Source organism: Paraglaciecola sp. (assembly GCF_039942875.1).
Taxonomy (GTDB): Bacteria; Pseudomonadota; Gammaproteobacteria; order Enterobacterales; family Alteromonadaceae; genus Paraglaciecola.
Window position 1 is genome coordinate 21,389 of sequence record NZ_JBDVBQ010000037.1, and the last position, 18,190, is coordinate 39,578.

At 39.5% G+C, this 18,190-nt stretch carries 13 protein-coding genes; 8 read left to right on the plus strand and 5 right to left on the minus strand.

What is annotated here, in order from left to right:
• Positions 1–11 precede the first annotated feature (11 nt).
• The 4 genes from ABJE44_RS12070 (at position 12) to ABJE44_RS12085 (ending at position 2,740) form a co-directional block, all read left to right on the plus strand.
• Positions 12–974 (plus strand): FAD:protein FMN transferase, encoded by a 963-nt coding sequence (locus ABJE44_RS12070; RefSeq protein WP_348110462.1) that lies wholly within the window; start codon positions 12–14, stop codon positions 972–974.
• 29 nt (positions 975–1,003) lie between these two features.
• Entirely contained in the window at positions 1,004–1,237 is a 234-nt protein-coding gene (gene nqrM, locus ABJE44_RS12075) for a (Na+)-NQR maturation NqrM (protein WP_348110325.1), read from the plus strand.
• 146 nt (positions 1,238–1,383) lie between these two features.
• A complete protein-coding gene (dinB, locus tag ABJE44_RS12080) occupies positions 1,384–2,436 on the plus strand; it encodes a DNA polymerase IV (RefSeq protein WP_348110326.1) in 1,053 nt (350 codons plus the stop codon).
• Positions 2,437–2,530: 94 nt separating this feature from the next.
• The gene (locus ABJE44_RS12085) at positions 2,531–2,740 is read left to right on the plus strand and encodes a DUF1653 domain-containing protein (RefSeq protein WP_348110327.1); all 210 of its coding nucleotides are present in this window, start codon (positions 2,531–2,533) and stop codon (positions 2,738–2,740) included.
• A 575-nt stretch (positions 2,741–3,315) separates the two neighbouring features.
• On the opposite strand, the gene ABJE44_RS12090 is transcribed toward ABJE44_RS12085, so the two are convergent.
• The 4 genes from ABJE44_RS12090 to ABJE44_RS12105 form a co-directional block, all read right to left on the minus strand.
• Positions 3,316–7,728, minus strand: coding sequence for a S8 family serine peptidase (locus tag ABJE44_RS12090; protein WP_348110328.1), 4,413 nt, complete (start codon positions 7,726–7,728; stop codon positions 3,316–3,318).
• Positions 7,729–8,224: 496 nt separating this feature from the next.
• On the minus strand, positions 8,225–10,582 hold the full coding sequence (locus ABJE44_RS12095) for a PilZ domain-containing protein (protein ID WP_348110329.1): 2,358 nt from the start codon (positions 10,580–10,582) through the stop codon (positions 8,225–8,227).
• Positions 10,583–10,702: 120 nt separating this feature from the next.
• Positions 10,703–12,346 (minus strand): amidohydrolase, encoded by a 1,644-nt coding sequence (locus ABJE44_RS12100; protein ID WP_348110330.1) that lies wholly within the window; start codon positions 12,344–12,346, stop codon positions 10,703–10,705.
• Between the two features lie 146 nt (positions 12,347–12,492).
• On the minus strand, positions 12,493–13,482 hold the full coding sequence (locus ABJE44_RS12105; RefSeq protein ID WP_348110331.1) for a serine/threonine dehydratase: 990 nt from the start codon (positions 13,480–13,482) through the stop codon (positions 12,493–12,495).
• Between the two features lie 109 nt (positions 13,483–13,591).
• Between ABJE44_RS12105 and ABJE44_RS12110 the strand changes: the two genes are divergently transcribed.
• Positions 13,592–13,966, plus strand: a complete 375-nt coding sequence (locus ABJE44_RS12110; protein WP_348110332.1) for a PH domain-containing protein — start codon at positions 13,592–13,594, stop codon at positions 13,964–13,966.
• Positions 13,967–14,026: 60 nt separating this feature from the next.
• On the opposite strand, the gene ABJE44_RS12115 is transcribed toward ABJE44_RS12110, so the two are convergent.
• The gene (locus ABJE44_RS12115) at positions 14,027–16,246 is read right to left on the minus strand and encodes a S9 family peptidase (protein ID WP_348110333.1); all 2,220 of its coding nucleotides are present in this window, start codon (positions 16,244–16,246) and stop codon (positions 14,027–14,029) included.
• A 164-nt stretch (positions 16,247–16,410) separates the two neighbouring features.
• On the opposite strand from ABJE44_RS12115, the gene ABJE44_RS12120 reads away from it, so the two are divergent.
• The 3 genes from ABJE44_RS12120 to ABJE44_RS12130 all read left to right on the plus strand — a co-directional run bounded on the left by ABJE44_RS12120 (position 16,411) and on the right by ABJE44_RS12130 (position 18,187).
• Positions 16,411–17,028, plus strand: coding sequence for an epimerase (locus tag ABJE44_RS12120; RefSeq protein ID WP_348110334.1), 618 nt, complete (start codon positions 16,411–16,413; stop codon positions 17,026–17,028).
• An 82-nt stretch (positions 17,029–17,110) separates the two neighbouring features.
• Complete coding sequence (locus ABJE44_RS12125) at positions 17,111–17,752, plus strand: methyltransferase domain-containing protein (protein WP_348110335.1); 642 nt, start codon at positions 17,111–17,113, stop codon at positions 17,750–17,752.
• Positions 17,753–17,809: 57 nt separating this feature from the next.
• Positions 17,810–18,187: a hypothetical protein gene (locus ABJE44_RS12130; protein ID WP_348110336.1), complete on the plus strand. Its 378-nt coding sequence runs from the start codon at positions 17,810–17,812 to the stop codon at positions 18,185–18,187.
• Positions 18,188–18,190: the final 3 nt, after the last annotated feature.

The window sequence follows — 18,190 nt, forward strand, 5'->3', positions numbered from 1 at the left end:
TAACGGCTCTTATGGCATGTAGCCAACAAAAAAGTGAAATTCATTTTTCTGGCCCAACTATGGGTACAACATACAATATTAAATATGCCGTTTCCGAACAAATAACACCAGAATCATTACAAGCAGAGGTTGATGACGAACTAGTTAAAATCAATCAGCTTATGTCTACATATATTGAGGACTCTGAATTAAGTAGGTTTAATCAGTGGCATAGTAGTGAACCCTTTCATTTATCAGCACAAACTTTGTTTGTTATGAGTGAAGCCAAGCGGCTTGGCGACTTAAGCAATGGTGTTTTAGACGTCACCGTAGGGCCATTGGTGAACCTATGGGGATTCGGACCTGAAGCTAGGCCTGAGAAAATTCCTACTGCTACTGACATTATGGCTGCACAGCAAAGAATCGGCCTAGATAAACTTATTTTATCTGAAGAGGCCGCTGAGAAAACACACCCAGATCTTTATGTTGATCTTTCGACTATTGCCAAAGGGTATGGAGTTGATAGGCTAGCAAAAATTTTAGAGTCCCATAATATTGTTGATTATCTTGTTGAGGTGGGCGGTGAGATGCGTCTATCTGGTAAAAAATCAAATGGTGAAGACTGGCGCGTAGCTATTGAAAAACCGTTAACCAACGAACGTGCAATCGAGCGAATCATTAGTGTAGGAGATAACGCTGTAGCCACTTCTGGGGATTACCGTATTTATTATGAAAATGACGGCGTACGTTATTCTCATTTAATCAACCCAAACACTGGTAAACCTATCACTCACAATTTAGTGTCGGTCACTGTTGTGCATCCGTCTTCTATGACTGCAGATGGTCTCGCTACAGCTTTGAATGTTATGGGTAAAGAACAGGCATTAATATTGGCAGAAAAGCATGACTTAGCCGTTCTATTGATAACTAAAGAAGAAAACGACTTTAAAGAGTATACTAGTTCGAAGTTTGATGAACTTGTTACTATTCACTAAAACTTTTTTCATTTAACCGGAGATTCATTATGAGTACCTTTATCCTAGCCTTCGTCTTTTTTATTGTCGTTGCTGTGGCAATGTCTGTAGGATATATCTTTCAACAAAAGTCCATTTCAGGGAGTTGCGGAGGCTTAGGTGCGTTAGGTATTGATAAAGCGTGTGATTGTCCCGAGCCTTGCGACCGTAAAAAGATGCGTATGGAAAAAGAACAAGCCAGAGAAGCGAAACTAAATGAGTGGAAGAAAGACCAAATTTTATAAATGGCTACTGATAGCCATTTATTAATACAAGTTATCTAAATAAACGTCAGCCAGTCTGGCGTTTATTGTATATAAGTCTAAATGGTAGATATTACCAAGATATTCTGCCAAAATACTGTTTTTACATACAGCTTTTGGTCTTAGGTGTGCGCAAAATAATTCATGTAGATATGGACTGTTACTATGCCGCTGTCGAAATGCGTGATAACCCTGAATATCGAAATGTGCCTCTTGCAATTGGAGGCAGTAAAGATAGAAGAGGGGTAATTTCTACCTGTAATTATCAGGCTCGACAGTATGGTGTGCGCTCTGCCATGGCTACTGGCCATGCTTTAAAGTTATGCCCCAACCTAGTATTAGCTCCAGGCCGAATGCAGATCTATAGCGATATTTCAAAGCAGATTAGAAGTATCTTTAATCGCTATACCGATAAAATTGAACCCCTTTCATTGGATGAGGCATATTTAGACGTATCTAACTGTACTCTCTTTTCGGGCAGTGCCACCTTGATTGCTGAGGATATTCGACGCGCAATATTTGAAGAAACACAGCTAACAGCTTCAGCTGGCGTCGCACCTTGTAAATTCGTTGCAAAAATAGCAAGTGATGAAAACAAGCCAAACGGCTTGTGTGTGATAACTCCAGAAAAGTTAGATGGGTTTGTGCACCACTTATCCTTAGGAAAGTTACCCGGTGTGGGTAAAGTAACATTAGCAAAGCTTAATAATATAGGGTTATATACCTGTGCTGACGTAAGGAAGTTTCCCTTTGAAGACTTGGTAAAGCGCTTTGGAAAGTTTGGTAAAGTAATTTGGGACAGAAGCCATGGCCGTGATGAGAGGGGGTTAACTGTTGAGCGAAAGCGTAAATCAGTAGGTGTTGAGCGCACTTTAGCTGAAGACATCCACAGTGAATTTGATTGTATTAAAATGATTGATGCCCTATTCCCGTTATTAGAAAAGCGTTTAGAAAAAGCGAATAAACAAATTCAAAGCCAAGGTATTAAACTTAAGTTTAGCGACTTTCAACAAACTACCGTTGAGCATAAAAGCAACACCTTAGATAAGGGGTATTTTTTAGAGTTATTAACAGAAGGTTTGTCTCGTCAAGATAATCGGGGAATAAGATTAGTAGGGTTGAATGTTGGTTTAGCAGAACCTAAAGAAACTAACCAACTAACTTTGCCTTTTGTTGATTAGGCTTTTATAACAGTGAAATTTACATTGTTTATTCGTTATATATAGCTAACAATTTTAGATTACTTAACAGATTAAAGAAGGAAATGAGGTTTCTATGTCGGTAAAAATTGGTAAGTATCGTCATTATAAAGGTAACGAGTATGAAGTGATTGGTGTAGCTAAACATTCTGAAGATGATTCAGAATTAGTAGTTTATCGGCCTTTGTATGGTGAGCGCGGGCTATGGGTTAGGCCGTTATCTATGTTTATTGAATCGGTAGAGGTTAATGGTAAACCCAAATCTAGATTCGAATTTATTTGTTAATATTGTCTTTTTAATTATTGAGATTTAACGGGTATTTTTAAGGTCTACTTTACTGTTATAAAATATAGGCATTAGCATTATCACATTCGAAATAATGCCTAACATAACTTCAAAGCTCCTCTCTATTATCGTTTTAGCTGCAGTTGTAGCCTCTGTGCACAGGCAGACGGACAGCCCTAGTATTTACTAGCTATAAAGTTAATTGTACTGTTTATGTTAAAGGTTTTGGCGCCAATATAGCTGCTGAATGCAATGCCTTAAAGATTGATAGTCTAAATTGCTATTAGCTTCTTTATGTTTTCAACAACTGAAAATTTACACTATTTTCTATCTTGACTGAATCGAAAAATCAGTTGAGTTAAATCTCATTAGACAGGTTTATACGCTATTGTTGAGGTGGTCCTATCTTTTGATAACCACATTTGAATGACTAATCGTCAGGTTGAATAGTTATTTTATCTGCGGACATAAAAAAGGCCAGATGAAGAAGAGGATTACTCTTCAATATCTAGCCTATGTATTTTTAAAATAGATCTAATAAGAGCAAGGTTAACCTTGCTCTTAATTATAACTATTTACTGGATAAGCACATTTTGAGAGCCTACCAAATTACCATCTATCTTAGCTTCTAAAGTATATACACCTACTCTGCGAGGACCAGCTATAACCAACAAGTATGAGCCGCCTCTTGCACTTATAGTACGTGGAGTAAATGTCGCAAGAACTACACCATTTGGTGCTACTAGTTCAAACTCAACGTCAGCTGAGTTAGTTTGAACTCCGTTCTCTGTTAAGGTCATTAAGATGCTTATACGCTCATTTAAGTCATAGCTTGTTTGACCAAAGAAGTTAGTTGCGTATTCAACTGTAGCGTCGCCTTCAACTACAACTACTTCAGTCTCTACAACCTCAACTGAACCGATGCTATCAACTGTACTTGAAAGTTCAGCAGTAACAGTTTGGCCAGATGAGTCAACATCAGCAACTAATTGGTAGGTCAATTGCACTGTCTCAAAGGTAGGTGATACCAAATCGAAACATACGGCCATACCATCAGAGATAGCGACATCATTAAATGCGAATTGTGTACCCGTAGAGCCAGTAGAATCCTCTACACCAATAGTACCGTCAGTTGAACTTACATTCACATTATCAAAAGCAACCATGATTTCATAGACACCAGCTGTATCGTCAGCTACACCAGAGATAGCCATTTGGAAGTCAACGCTGTCACCGGCTCCACCTGGATACAACTCCATGTTGTCATATTCAATAATGGTTAAATCCGTACCAGCACTTGCCAAGGTTACACCAGCAACTGAACCTGCTGTAGTACTAGGCTCTGGAACAACCATATCTCTCCATAGCATTGCTATTAGACTATTAGGGTCTGTAGCATCTGGAATAGATAAATTAACCCAAGGTGAAGTACCTGAGGTAGAGTTAAAGAATACGAATCCATCATCTGTGAAGTTAAAGCCGCCTACAAATGACTCACCGTAAAAGTTGAAGTTTTGGTCGCTGAAAGCTGAATATGCAATCGTATCCCCTGTTATACCAGTATCAGGTAGTAAACCAAATTGTTCTAAGTCTGTATAAGCCCCACTATTTGCAAATGGAACTGCGCAGGCACTATCTTCGAAACTTGTAACAACATCGTAAGAAGGCTGAGCGTTAGCGACAGACGCTTGAGATATACTCCAATCTATTGAATCTCCTGATGCAACACCTCCTCCAGTAATTGAACCTTCTACTAAACTGAAGCCTTCAGGAATACTAGCTGAAATCGCATAGTTTCTTTCTTCTGGGCTTAAGTTAGTAGCGACGTCAACAGTAAAGGTTAGGACATCGCCTACATCAGCAGTATTACTACTTGCTGTGAATACTACGTCATCTACTCCACGGGTAATCGTAACTGGCACAACCCCGATACTTTCTGGGCTTGATGCGTCAGCGCCTAATGTTAATGTACCAAAGAGAACGTCACCTTCTTCAGAACCCGAAAGGTCGTAAATTAGACGAAGGTCAAATGGCGTTAATTCAGGAACCACTGAAGGTGCATCAACTGTTAGGTTATCATTATCTTCACCAACAACAGCAGTGTAAAGCGTAAATGCATCTGGTGAAGTTTCAGAAGGTGTATAGTTTTGTACCGCTACCCAGTAGGTACCGGTTGGTAGTTCTGTAAAGTCACAAGACTCTGCAGCAGTAGCTGTGGCACTAATACAAACTAATTCGGATTCATCTGGCATGCCGTCAGAGTCAGAATCAAAGCCAACAAATAGGTCTAAGTCAGGTGACTCTGAACTCTCATCGGTAGTAAACGCAACTAGGCGTGTTGCATCATCTGAAACTGTTAGAGTGGTGTACACAACGCCATCAGCCAGATTATCGAAAGGTGAATCAACGTTACTGTCTCCAGACAAGCTAAATTCCATACCATCTGCAGCAACTAAACCGCCTACTGAAATTTGTAGGTCAGTAATTTCACTCGACTCAATGCCAGCGACTAAATATGAATCTACATCTCTAGTTGCATCGACTACTACTTCTTCTGGTATTTCGCCAGTAGAAGGCATGAATGAAACCGTTAGATGTTGCTCAGGCAAATCGCCAGAAGGAATTAAGTTTATAGCTTCGTGAACCCACTCGTCTGTAGAGAACTCACTACTATCTACTGTAACTACTAAGCTTTGTGTTTCACCAGCAGCTAAGCTAAAGCTTGCAGGGCTAACGGTAACCGCAGTATCAGTTGTTGAAACAGTCCAAGAACCATCAGTTGTAGCTTCTAAGGTACGAGTCCACGAACAACTAATTAAACAAGAGCGATTAACCATACCTGCAACGTTCAACGTTTTAGGATCACCACCAATTGCAGGGTTAGCTGCTTCAAAGTTTGCTGTTGTTTCATCTAGTAATAAACCAGCTTGTACGGCTAGGTCGACTTGGATCATACCACCACCGGTATCAAAAGGAGTGGCATCGGTTATACCGTCTTCTTTAACGGCTGAACCAGCTGTTGTCGCTAAAGCTGATTGCACTTCTGCATCAGTCCAGTCAGGCTGAACTTGTTTGACTAGCGTACTTGCACCAGCAACATGTGGACTTGACATGGAAGTTCCACTAAGGAAACTATATTCAATGCCACTAACATAAGCTGCGTAAATATCTACACCAGGAGCCCCCACCATTACCGGTAGGTAATCTTGGCTAGTATTGGGCCCACGTGAGCTAAAGTCTGCCATGATACTACCTAGCGCCGGGTCAGTTCCAAATGGTAATAAACCATCGGTAATAGTCGCCATATGTTCGCTACCAGTTGCTAACCAGTCTTTCAAAGCATTACCAGAAGCTGCGTTGATGTGAATAGCTGGAACGACATGTGCGTCATTGGCAACCGAGTCAGATCCTCCGTCGATATTCGCTAGTACACAACCTGCTGCACCACCATCGCGAACGTTAATGCATTTCTGTGTACGAGCGATTTCACCACGGTCACAAACTACAATTTCATCGTTAGACCAAGTGCCAGCAGGAAAAGCTGTTAAACATTGTTCTGGATTTGAATCACCATTACTAAAGTCACCAGCATATACGATACTTGCTGGGCCATGACCACCAGAAACTGAACCACCCTCTAAATCAGCAGGGAAACTTGTATCTCCACCTGAAAACTCATTAAGAAACTTTGGTTGAATCGCACGGTCGTGAGTAAGTGCTGCAACATTCGTCATCCATGGCGCGCCTGCACTACCAAGTGTTGATGGATCGGGGCCGTTGTTACCTGCCGAGTTGGCTACTGTAATACCAGCTTCCCTTGCAGCTAACCATATTAACTGTCCAGAATCATCCCAAGGACTAGAGTTGATAGGTGTGCTAGATCCGATAGAGTGATTAATTACGTCGACTACACCGTCTAGAATAATCTGATCTACAGCAGCGATACGGTCACTTGTAAAACAGCTAGGAGCACATACTTGAAACGCCATAATATTGGCGTGTGGAGCAACACCAGAAATAGGAACTTCAAGGCCTGTAGGATTACCCTCAGCATCAAAGATTGGTGCATTATCTAAGACGTTACCGCCTGCGGTACTAGCAGTGTGGGTACCATGCCCATCCGTGTCTTCAGAGTCTGTTTCAGTAGGCGTCGCATCTATAAATAAATAACGACCAATTAATTTGTTGTTACATTCAACTGAAGCGTTGTAATCAGCACTGGTTGAATCACACTCTCCTTTGAACACGCCGTCTCCAAGAGGGTTAACATGCTCATAGCCGTCGTCACCAACCGCTGCAAATGAAGGGTGGTTTCCATTAATACCGCTATCTAGGATACCAATCACCATGCCCTCACCTTTAGCGGCAATGCCTGTTGCTGATCCGTCCCAAATGGCTGGAGCGCCAATGTACGCTGGGCCACTGTCTGTATCTGGAAAGCTTTCTTGATCAATTTCGATACGTTGAATTCCAGACAAACTAGCTAAACGTTCAGCTTCGTCTTGAGTCATCGTAACGGCTAGGCCATTTAAGGCTGCTTTATAACGCCTTTTAATATCTAAAGTGCGGCCAAGGCGAGCACTCATTTCTTGTTCCATTTTTGCATGACGTTTAGCTAAAAAATTCAGATAAGCCTGACTTTCAGCACTACGGGAATTCAACTTAGCTGCGTCACGTTTACCTGCAACACGTTTGATGTTGGCTGCTGTTGCTTTTAGTCCTGCAATACTACCGCGATAGGTAGCGAGAGGTTCTTCGCTGAATCTAACTATATATTTTTGTTCGCCAACTAAACCTTTTTGGCGTGTAAATACTTTGTTTGAATAGCGGGTTGTGGAGGTAACTAACTTTGCGGGAGCCGCTGATTGTAGTTTATTGGATTGTTCTGCCATACTTTTAGCGGAACTTATTTCAGCTTGAGATGATACTGCAAAACCACTACAGATGATCATAGTCGCCGAACTGAATGCTATCAGTTGTTTCTTCATTTTATTTCCTTCTCTGCTCGAATTTTATTCAGCCATTATATTTTTGTAATCTTTGGCTTTATTTTTTTAATTATATTAACACTCGCTTTAAAACTGCCTTATCCTAAAACTCGAATGTTAACCAACACACTGTAGCAGCAGGTTAATATTCATCCAAGGTTTACTGTCATTTTTTATAAAATATTTGTAGTTATTATACTAATTACTAATTAGGGTTTTAGTTATAAGAGTTTGGGAATATACAAGTGAATATTATGTATAGGAGAAGGACTTGGTTCCAATTAGATCACTCGATGTGTTGGGGGCTATTAGACACTGCTACAAACTTTTAACATCAATTTCTCTATCAGTTAATTCAATGCTAATTGTAACGTACTCAAAATATCTTCTAGAGTTTGCCTCGGTAAATTTTTTTAGTGAGTTCAAGTTAGGTAGCCTATGACTTTGTAACTGCTAAATAGTATCAACATGTTTAAGGAGGGAGTCTTTGTGTTACCTATTCCGGTGCTGATTGTTTTTCTGGATAAATTCCAAAACGAAGTAATACGTTATGAAAAGTCGATACATTAGTGAGGTACATAACGTGGGTGTAACCTTGTTGCATAGTTTGTAATTTCTGATAAATGTCTAAATCAATTTTGGATATTTCTGCGAGCCGCTTTTTTGTTAAGGGGGTATTTTGTTCATCGCAGCGAATAGCAATTAAATGGGACACATATGCTTCTGCTGATTTTTTTGTTATTAACTCACTAATTTGATTTCTTACTTTTCCATGTAAAAACTCTTCCTCTTCTACGAAAATTATACGTTGATCTTTGGACCTTTCAATATGTACCACATGAGCATCTCTAAGGCTATTCCGTAACATCTTATCTAAAATTGTAGATTTTGGTCCTTGAGCATTTTTATCTGCAAAAAAACCATGCAAAGGTACTTCGTTTCCTAAGGCAGAGAAAGGCTTGAGATCATTGCAATCTTGTTTGTGATAAATCGTTTTTAAACGGTCAATTGTGAATCTATTGTTGGTAATAAGTATAGATGCACATGCTTGGTTACGAATGCTCAATTCCCACAGAAAGCGATAAATATTGCTTTGCTTAACACTCATATCTCTAGGTTTAAAATATTTAGTATTACTGTGAAATAGTTGCTTTAATTTTTTACTATCGCTCTTCACCAATTCTTTGGGTAATTTGAGTCTTAATATTCCCCTTGTTTTATCGAAATGAACAACCTCATATTTATGGGAGTGTAGCTTTAAATCTTTGATCGAAATTTTCACTGTGCCATCTAGTTGCAATTGGAGTGGTTCTGATACTGTAAGGCTAAGGCCTTTTGCAGATAAATCATTAAGAGTCGCGTCTATCTGGCTAAACAATCCAGTTTTAATTTTGACTCCGGAGTTCATAGAATAGCGAGGTTCTAGTCGTCGATCCGAGTTAGACTCCATGACAAGTTGTATTGGCCATTTACTTTTATCTTTAATAATGACTTTTGGGAAGGGTTTGAAAGGTTCTGGCTCATCTATTTTCAAGTTTCCAACCCAATCCGATACGTCTTTACAAAATAGCAGATGACTAATATTTGTTAAATTTGGGTAATCACTAGCAGCCATATCATGAATTTCAAACGCGGTATTTCTGTGGTCTTCTTTTATAGCCTGTAACCTGAGTTGTACTACACGTAATTGTTCAGATTGTGTGGCAAGTTCGATAAATTGCTTCATTAATCCTGTTTTAGCTAATTGCCTATGGGTAACCGCCACATTTACATCTTCACTTTTAGCTTTAATATTGCCGATAAGTAAAAAGGTCTCTTTATGAAGTAATAATTCCTTTACTAAATTTTGAAAAATCTGCTTGGTTGGGAGGTCTTTGCCAACATTGAAATACTTGTTGTATTCTTTGTTTTGAAGCGTATTTAACTCGTAAAGAGGAGTTAACTGACCGTTCTTTGGACCTAAAAATACAGGAATCCATGGACTGTTGGCGAAAATACGATCCCGTTCAAGATTTTGTAATACTCGCTCTATTTCTAGTTCTCGTTCTAGAGGGAATTGGTTAGCAGTACTTTCTATATATCTACTCCATCGCTCAATAAGTTTAGTGGGAGTACTCGCGGCAAAACTGAAATGAGTTTCCGTAATTAATAAGTCTTTATTAAAAGTACTGGCAAGCATTTCAAATTTGATATGCAAGGCTTTGTCGTTTAAACCAGTTACTGTAGGAAAAGTAAATAGGAATATATTATCGTTTGGAGACTTTAACTCGATGACTGGTTGACGTTTAGTTTGTAAAACCATACCTTGCCTCGATAAAGAGCTAAGGGGGCAGTGTTTCCCATTTTCAAATTCAGGACTAGAGACTGTGAAGTTGGGGCGAATGGCCAAATCTGCCCCAAAATCTATATCCTGAAAAGTTTGTGATTCTACTTTAAATGCATTAACTATCTTTTGATGTAGCTCTTTTTTTATGTGGGATTGATAATGCTCAGAGTTCATCACAGATTCAAATACACCTACTGTGTAGCGATCATCAAAACGGCTAGTTTCCCTAGCTAAAATTTGCTGGCCTACTTTGTCGAGCCGCATTGGGATACCAAAGTGCTTAAACTTTAGTATTGGAAACTTAGCAAACTCAGAATTGTCTGCTACAGCATTGGTTAAAGAGGTAACTCGGATGACTTCATTTTTTACAATGTTCCTGACTCGACCAGGTAACTTAGCAGAAAACTTGTTTAAACCTTCAAGAAGGCGGTTCTCATGTTGCAAAGGGATCAACTTGTCGATTAAAACTTTATATTGTTTAATAATAGCAGCATCATCGCTGCTTTGATTATTAGATGAGTTTGACAATGTGTGACCTTTTAGTGGGCTTTACCTAGTCTTGATCGTTGGATTATCTACTTTGCATTTAAAGGTAACTCAAAAACTATGGTAATAGTTTAATATAAACATATATTGATTGGTTAATGTCTATTTTTGAAAACGCTTTTCACCAGCAATCCAGGTTTCTAGCACTTGTGTTTTCCAAATATCTTTGGGTGAAACCGTAAATATATCTAGGTCGACCAAGATAAAGTCGGCCCACTTTCCAGGCGTTAAGCCACCTAAAATAGCTTCTTGATGAGCAGCATAAGCCGCATCTAAGGTGAAGCCTCTAAAGGCTTGTATCACGGTTACTGCTTCTTCTGGAATCCAGCCTTTGTCGGGATTATTACTACGATCTTGGCGAGTAACGGCAGCATGTAATCCAAAAAATGGATTAGATAATTCAACGGGGAAGTCCGAACCAAACGCCACAGGGGTACCCTGTTTTAAAAAGGTTTGCCACGCATAAGCTCCTTTTAATCTCAGTGCGCCTACTCTATCTTCAGCCATATTCATATCGCTCGTGGCATGAGTAGGTTGCATCGCTGGGATAATATTGAGTGTTTTAAATCGTGGAATATCGTCAATATTAATAACTTGCGCATGTTCAACACGGTTACGAAGATGTTGACCCCCAACTTTACTAAAGCTATCTGAAAATTGATTTAATGCAAGGCGGTTGGCTCTATCTCCAATTGCATGGTAGTTTAGTTGAAATCCTTTACCTAAAATCAAATCGAATAGTGGCTTTAAATCTGCTTCTCTAGTTACTAATAGTCCGCTGTTGTGTGGTTCATCAGAATAAGGTTTTAGTAGTGCAGCACCGCGGCTGCCTAATGCCCCGTCCCCATATACTTTTACACTTTTTATTGATAACCAGTCATATTGGTCTTGGATGTGACCAGCATTTAACATTTCTATCATTGCCGGTGAATAAGCGCCTATCATTGGATAAATACGTACTGGTAAAGTGTGCTCTGCAACACGTTTTTGATAGTAGTTATATGTAGGTATTCCTATACCTGCATCGTGTACACTGGTAATCCCTTCTGAAAGGAGTTGTTTACCGGCTGCGTCCAATTGGGATTTTAATGTCGCTTCTGATGTCTTTGGTAAGTACTCATTTAAAAGGTTAGAGGCGTTATCAATCAATATACCTGTTGGATTTCCTTTGTTATCTCGAATAATTTTACCCCCTGGAGGATCAAGGGTATCTTTTGTAATACCGGCCACTTCTAGGGCTTTACTGTTAACCCAGGTTGCATGCCCATCCACTCGTGACAACATTACAGGTTTATTATTCACATACTCATCTAAGATATTCGCAGTGGGGTACTGCTTGCCAGGCCAAAGTACTTGGTTCCATCCACGGCCTGTTATCCAAGGTAATGTTTGTTGTGTATTAGCATAAGTGTATACCTTTTTTGCGGCATCTAGAGCAGATTTACTTTCTCGTAAGTCTACTTGTAATAAAGTTTCTCCTAACCCCATAACATGCCCATGTGAGTCAATAAGACCGGGCAACATTACTTTGTTTTTTCCATCGATTAGAGTGGCATCAGGATAATCTTTTACTAAGCTATTGCCTCCAATGACTAAAACTTTACCGCCATCAAACACGATATCTGAAAACTGAATTAAATCGCCTTGGTTGTTTAGTGTATAACCATTGACGTTAGTTATGTGAGTAGGAGCACCTATGGTGAAATTGCTAAACAATATTAAAGAAACAAACAGCAAGTGTTTCAAAATCTTATCCTCAAACTAAGCCTTTAGTCTAACTTGCCTCAGATTGACTATGTTTGCAATAAACACAATACTTTGGGCTGGAGAATGGTCAAAATTTGCATTTTTAGGGGGATGGATTAGTAAAAGACAACCCATAAATCACTAAACTAAAGACAAGGTAATGTTTGTAGGTGGTCTTCGCTCCATATTCTTAGCATTTTTTGTTGGTCAATATTACCCCCTGATAAAACAATGAGTACTTTTTGTGGGCTACTTTGCTTTGATAGCCATTGGGTAACAGCCTCCATGCTCATGGCACAGGTAGGCTCAACATGGATTTTTAATAAATGCTGCAGCCATTGGGTCCAATATGCGATTCGCGTTTCATTGATTTCGTAAAAGTCGTTGAGGCTTTGTAAATGCTCAAAGGTTTCAGTGCCTACCTGCAAGGTGGCTGCGCCGTCTGCTAAGGTGTCAGGTTGTGAAGGTAGTGACTGTATGGTGCCCTGTCTCAGAGATTCTGCAGCATCATTCGCAAGTAAAGGCTCTGAACCAATCACTTGAATATTTGGAAATAAACCTCGGGCACTAATGGCAGAACCAGACACTAACCCCCCTCCACCTACTGACGCAAAAACGGCATTAACTTCTCCGGTTTCTTTTAATGCTTCTAGGGCAACGGTTCCTTGGCCAGCCATGATATGTGGGTGATTAAAAGGCGGTACGTACAACACACCTTCTTCTTTTGCTGCAACTGCCACTCTTTCATCTGCAATTTTACGAGTCGGGCTTAAATTAAGTTCTGCTCCATAATATTGGGTTGCTGCAGCTTTTACTTTTGAAACATTTTCAGGGCTAAAAATTGTGGCTTTTATACCAAGCATTTTTGCACCATAGGCAACGGCTTGTGCGTGGTTTCCTGAACTATTTGCTACCACTCGGTTACCTAACCTGCCTTCTTCTTTCGCTCTAAGCATCATATTTAATGCGCCACGAAGTTTAAATGCGCCTGTTTTTTGAAAGCACTCAACCTTAAAAAGTATTTGATGGCCTAACCAAGTATTTAATAACTGTGATTCAACAATAGGTGTACGCTTGATGTAAGGACTGATCCGTTTTTCTGCGGCTTGTATGTCTGTAAATGTAACGTTTGGCATAAGGTAATGGGTCAACTGATTATAAAAGGTGAGAGGAATAGTAGCCTGTGGTTGCTATTTTCGCATCAACATTTATGCTAATCCTCTAGTTATTCAATGGGAGAATTAAATGGGATTGTTAGATGGCCTAATGGGCAATGCCTCAGAAGTAAATATCGAAGAAGTTGCCGAGGAATTGGCCCCTATTATTGGTGAAACAGAAAATATTCAACAAGTATTTAAAGTGATCCGAGACATGTATGTGTTCACTAATAAGCGTTTAATCTTGATAGATAAACAAGGCGTTACTGGTCGTAAAGTGGATTACCATTCGATTCCTTACCGTGCTATTACTCACTTTAAAGTAGAAACAGCAGGCCACTTTGATTTAGATGCAGAGCTTAAAATATGGATATCTGGGCGTGATAACCCTATTGAGGCAGAATTGAAAAAAGATTCTGTTGTGGGTATTCAACAAACCCTAGCAACCCAGATGTTTGCTTAATTTATTGTAAGCTTTGGACATAGCCGTTTTGGGGCTTGCACCCCGAAACGGCTCTTGTCACTAGTCCATTCCTAAATGCTTATCGAAGAAGTTGGTGATGGTTTTGTATAAATGTATGCCGGTGTTTTTGCCACGAATACTGTGTTTTTTACCGGGATAATCCATACTTTCAAAAGGTATGCTCAAGTCTTGTAAATGCTTATACAGCTTGGTGCTGTGAGTGAATAATACATTGTCATCAGCCATGCCATGATAAATCAATAAATCACCTTTTAAATCTTTAGCATAAGGAAATACTGAAGAGGCTAGATATGCGTCAGCATCCGTTTTTGGATGTCCCATAAAACGTTCAGTGTAATGGGTATCGTATAGTGCCCAGTCGGTTACAGGTGCGCCTGCCACGCCTGCGGCATAATAATCTCCCCCTTTAAACATTGCCATTAGTGTCATGTAGCCACCATAGCTATGGCCATAAACGCCAATTCTATCTTTGTCTACGTAGGGTAATGCTTGTAAAAACTTAACCCCCTCTATCTGATCAGCTAATTCAATGCTTCCCATTTTTTTATATATGGGGTTTTCAAATGCTTTGCCTCTGCCTTCTGAGCCACGATTATCTAAGCTAAAGACTACGTATCCTTTGCTTACCCAGTATTGCATTAGCAGACCACGATTACCGCCCCAGCTATCAGTCACGACTTGAGCCCCGGGCCCACCATATTGATAAACAATAACAGGGTGCTTACCTTGAACGGTGTTAGGTTTGTATAAACGATAGAATAATTCAGTACCATCATCTGTAGTAAAGCTAGATATAGTTGGCTTTACCCAATCTTTTTCATAGGGTTTGAGAGGGTGATTATTGTCTACTAGGTTTTGACTTAACCAAGTTAACTGTTCACCAGATGCTTTATGTAAGCTAACTTGCTGCGGAGTGTTTATAGTAGAAAAGCTATCAACATATACACTTGCATCGTCACTAAATGAAATACCATGGAAACCACTTCGTTGGGTTATTTTTTGTATGTCACCGCCATTCAACCCTACTTTATAAAGATGCCGCTGGGTGGGAGTATCTGCTCGGCCAGTGAAGTAAATGAGTTGGTTTGTTTCATCTATGCTTTCGATTTTATCAACAATCCATTTACCTGATGTTAATTGGCGTACTAGTTCACCGTTATTTTTATATAAATACAGATGCTTAAAGCCGTCTTTTTCTGATGCCCAAATAAAGTGTTGTTGGTCATTTAGAAAATGTAAATCTTTGTTTAGGTTGATCCAAGTGTCGCTGCTTTCTTTTATTAAAGAACGTTCACTCTGATCTAGGGTATTAAAAGCATTAAGCTCTAAAGTTTGCTGGTCACGGCTTTGTTTTTGATAAGTAAGAGTTTGGCTGTCTTTCATCCAATTCACTCTTGCTAGGTAGATATCTGGATCATTGCCTAAATTTATCCATTGCTTTTGCTTATTATTAATATCAACGGTTGCTAGCTTTATGACCACATTATTGGTACCTGCACTAGGGTATCTTTGGGTGATCATTTTTATTGAATCAGCGTAGATTTCACTTCGCGTAATTTCTTCAACGGGCGTTTCATTTATTTGAGTAAAAGCAATCTGAGACTCATCAGGTGACCACCAATAGCCTGTTCTTCGGCCCATTTCTTCTTGAGCTACGAATTCTGCCATGGCGTTTTTAATCGGCCCTTTGCCATCATAGGTTAGGCGTGTTTCTACGCCAGTTTTAATGTGCTTGATAAATAAATCTTGAGATCTCACATAAGACAAATAGTTACCTTTAGGCGAGAGTTTTAAGTCTGTTTCAAACTCTGGTGTTTGCAATAGTTGCAAAGCCTTTTTGTCATCGAGGCGGTAATAATAAGCATCTCCTGCAAGAGGAAATAATAATGCTTTGCCATCTGCCGACCACTGGTAGCTGACAATTCCAGAGCCACTTAAACGCATACGCTCTCTACGGCCTTTTTCTTCGTCAGACAATACCTCAGGCCCTGAACTCAAGACATTTGAGTCCAACAATAGCTGAGTTTTACCACTACTGATGTCGTACTCCCATAAATCAAGGCGTTCGTAATCTGTTTTTTTACCCTGCAAAAATGTGACTCGTTTACCGTCAGGAGAAACTTGTAAATTTCTCTGTGCAGTCCCTTGTAAGGCTGGGGATTGAAAGATTCGCTCGATAGTTAACTGCTTGGAGGTGTCAGTTGCGTTTGCAAAATGGGGGAGTAAGCCCAAAATCAAAAGGCTCGCGATGTTTTTCATAAATCGTATTTCCCTGAAGTAAAATATTGTCTTATAGACCAGCGTTTGAAGTGATTAATTTTTTTATTTTTATATGGAATGAAGTTTTTCTTGATATCTTGTACCCATCAAGCGTCCCATTGTATGGGTTTCAAACTGATTGGTAAATTCAAAAGGCTTAGAATATGTTACAAAGTGCGTTGGTTCTTGGAGCCACTGGATTGGTAGGTAAAAGCCTAGTTCAGCAGCTTTGCGTTGATGATAGATATCAAACTATCATTTGTTTAATACGTAAGCCGTTACCCAATAACTTTTTCTCAGTTAAGTCAGATAAGTTGCAGCTAATTGTAGTCGATTTTGATTGTTTAGATGATTATCAAGGGTATTTTTATAACTCTCATACCTATGTCTGTTTAGGAACGACCCTTAAGCGCGCAGGCTCAAAAGCTGCTTTTCGTAAAGTTGACTTTGAATATATTCATGTAGCGGCGCAACTTGCTAGAAAAGCCCAGAGTTTTGTATGGATATCTTCAGTAGGGGCGAACGCCAACAGTGGTAATTTTTATTTAAAGGTAAAAGGTGAGTTAGAAAATGCCATTTTAGGTATGTCTCAACTAAAACACGCTTCTGCAGTCAGACCCTCATTGTTGTTAGGAGAACGTCAAGAATCTCGACCTCTAGAAAAAATAGGTCTTTTTGTAAGTGGTATTTTATCCCCTTTACTTATGGGCAAATTAGCGAAATATAAACCTGTACAAGCTAGAGACGTGGCTAAACATATGATTCGATTGCAGGTCTTTTAAATTGGAGAAAAAGGGGTTTCAGTTTAAACGGTTCTTCATTGAACACACCCATTGTGCCATGAAGGTGGGGACCGATAGCATTATGTTGGGTAGTTGGGCTGAGCCAAATACTTCAGAGAATATTCTTGATATTGGCACCGGTACTGGTTTGTTGGCTATCATGTTGGCCCAAAAAGCCTCAGATAACTGTCGTATTTATGGAATTGATATCGACCCAATAGCTATTGAGCAAGCTAAGCTTAATGCAAAAAATTGTCCTTGGTATCAACAGCTTTTGTTTGAGCACCGGCCTTTGCAAGCGCTTTCAAGCAAGTGTTCCTATGATTTAATTATTAGTAACCCACCGTATTTTCCAATTAATGCTGCGGCGAACAAAAAACAATCAAAAAATACTAGAGTTCACGCGCGACAAACGATAACGTTAGAGCATCAAGTCTTGTTGGCACAGGTAATAAAGAATCTAGCCATTGATGGTCGTTTTTATTGTGTATTACCTTTTGATGTTGCGCTTAGCTTTATCGAAAGTGCCCAGAGTATGGGGTTATTTTGTATTAAAGAGCTTCAAGTTAGCACTACACCCCAAAAGTTAGTCACTAGAGTACTGTTGGCTTTTAGCTTACAATCTACCCCAAGGGTGACCGAAAAAATCAATATATACAATGGGTTAGGAGATTACTCAGAAGAGTATGGTTTACTCTGTAAAGACTATTATCTTAATTTTTGAGCATTTTTTGTAAGTTAGTTTGTCTATGTAATAGGAACACTACATTTAGGAGGGATAATGAAAACATTTGAATTACCTAAGTCGATTTCATCACTTGCCGAAACGCTAAAAATTGTTCAGATGACTTGGCAAGGTGTAACAGTGCAAGTTCCCAAGTTTGCAGTATATGCCACTATTGATAACCCTGTTTTTGATGGTGCTGTGTATAGGCAAGGTCGCAGAATTGCCTTGATGAAATGTGGTCGTTACCAGATACCTATTTTGGATCCCTTTCGTGGTGATATTAAAAATAGTGCCCGTTATGCACTTATTATTAGCCACAGTCGTGGTAATCGTTTTGGATTATATGGCTATCCTGCAGATGATATAAGAGCAGATCTATATTTGTCTGCGTCCCATAGTTGTGCTCTTGAGCTTGCTCAAAACTATCTGTAAATA

Coding starts and splice junctions, on each gene's coding strand:
- ABJE44_RS12105 (WP_348110331.1), bottom strand. CDS start 13,482: ATGCCAAACGTTACATTTACAGACATACAAGCCGCAGAAAAACGGATC.
- ABJE44_RS12115 (WP_348110333.1), bottom strand. CDS start 16,246: ATGAAAAACATCGCGAGCCTTTTGATTTTGGGCTTACTCCCCCATTTT.
- ABJE44_RS12125 (WP_348110335.1), top strand. CDS start 17,111: ATGTTGGGTAGTTGGGCTGAGCCAAATACTTCAGAGAATATTCTTGAT.
- ABJE44_RS12090 (WP_348110328.1), bottom strand. CDS start 7,728: ATGAAGAAACAACTGATAGCATTCAGTTCGGCGACTATGATCATCTGT.
- ABJE44_RS12120 (WP_348110334.1), top strand. CDS start 16,411: ATGTTACAAAGTGCGTTGGTTCTTGGAGCCACTGGATTGGTAGGTAAA.
- ABJE44_RS12070 (WP_348110462.1), top strand. CDS start 12: ATGGCATGTAGCCAACAAAAAAGTGAAATTCATTTTTCTGGCCCAACT.
- nqrM (WP_348110325.1), top strand. CDS start 1,004: ATGAGTACCTTTATCCTAGCCTTCGTCTTTTTTATTGTCGTTGCTGTG.
- ABJE44_RS12110 (WP_348110332.1), top strand. CDS start 13,592: ATGGGATTGTTAGATGGCCTAATGGGCAATGCCTCAGAAGTAAATATC.
- ABJE44_RS12085 (WP_348110327.1), top strand. CDS start 2,531: ATGTCGGTAAAAATTGGTAAGTATCGTCATTATAAAGGTAACGAGTAT.
- ABJE44_RS12130 (WP_348110336.1), top strand. CDS start 17,810: ATGAAAACATTTGAATTACCTAAGTCGATTTCATCACTTGCCGAAACG.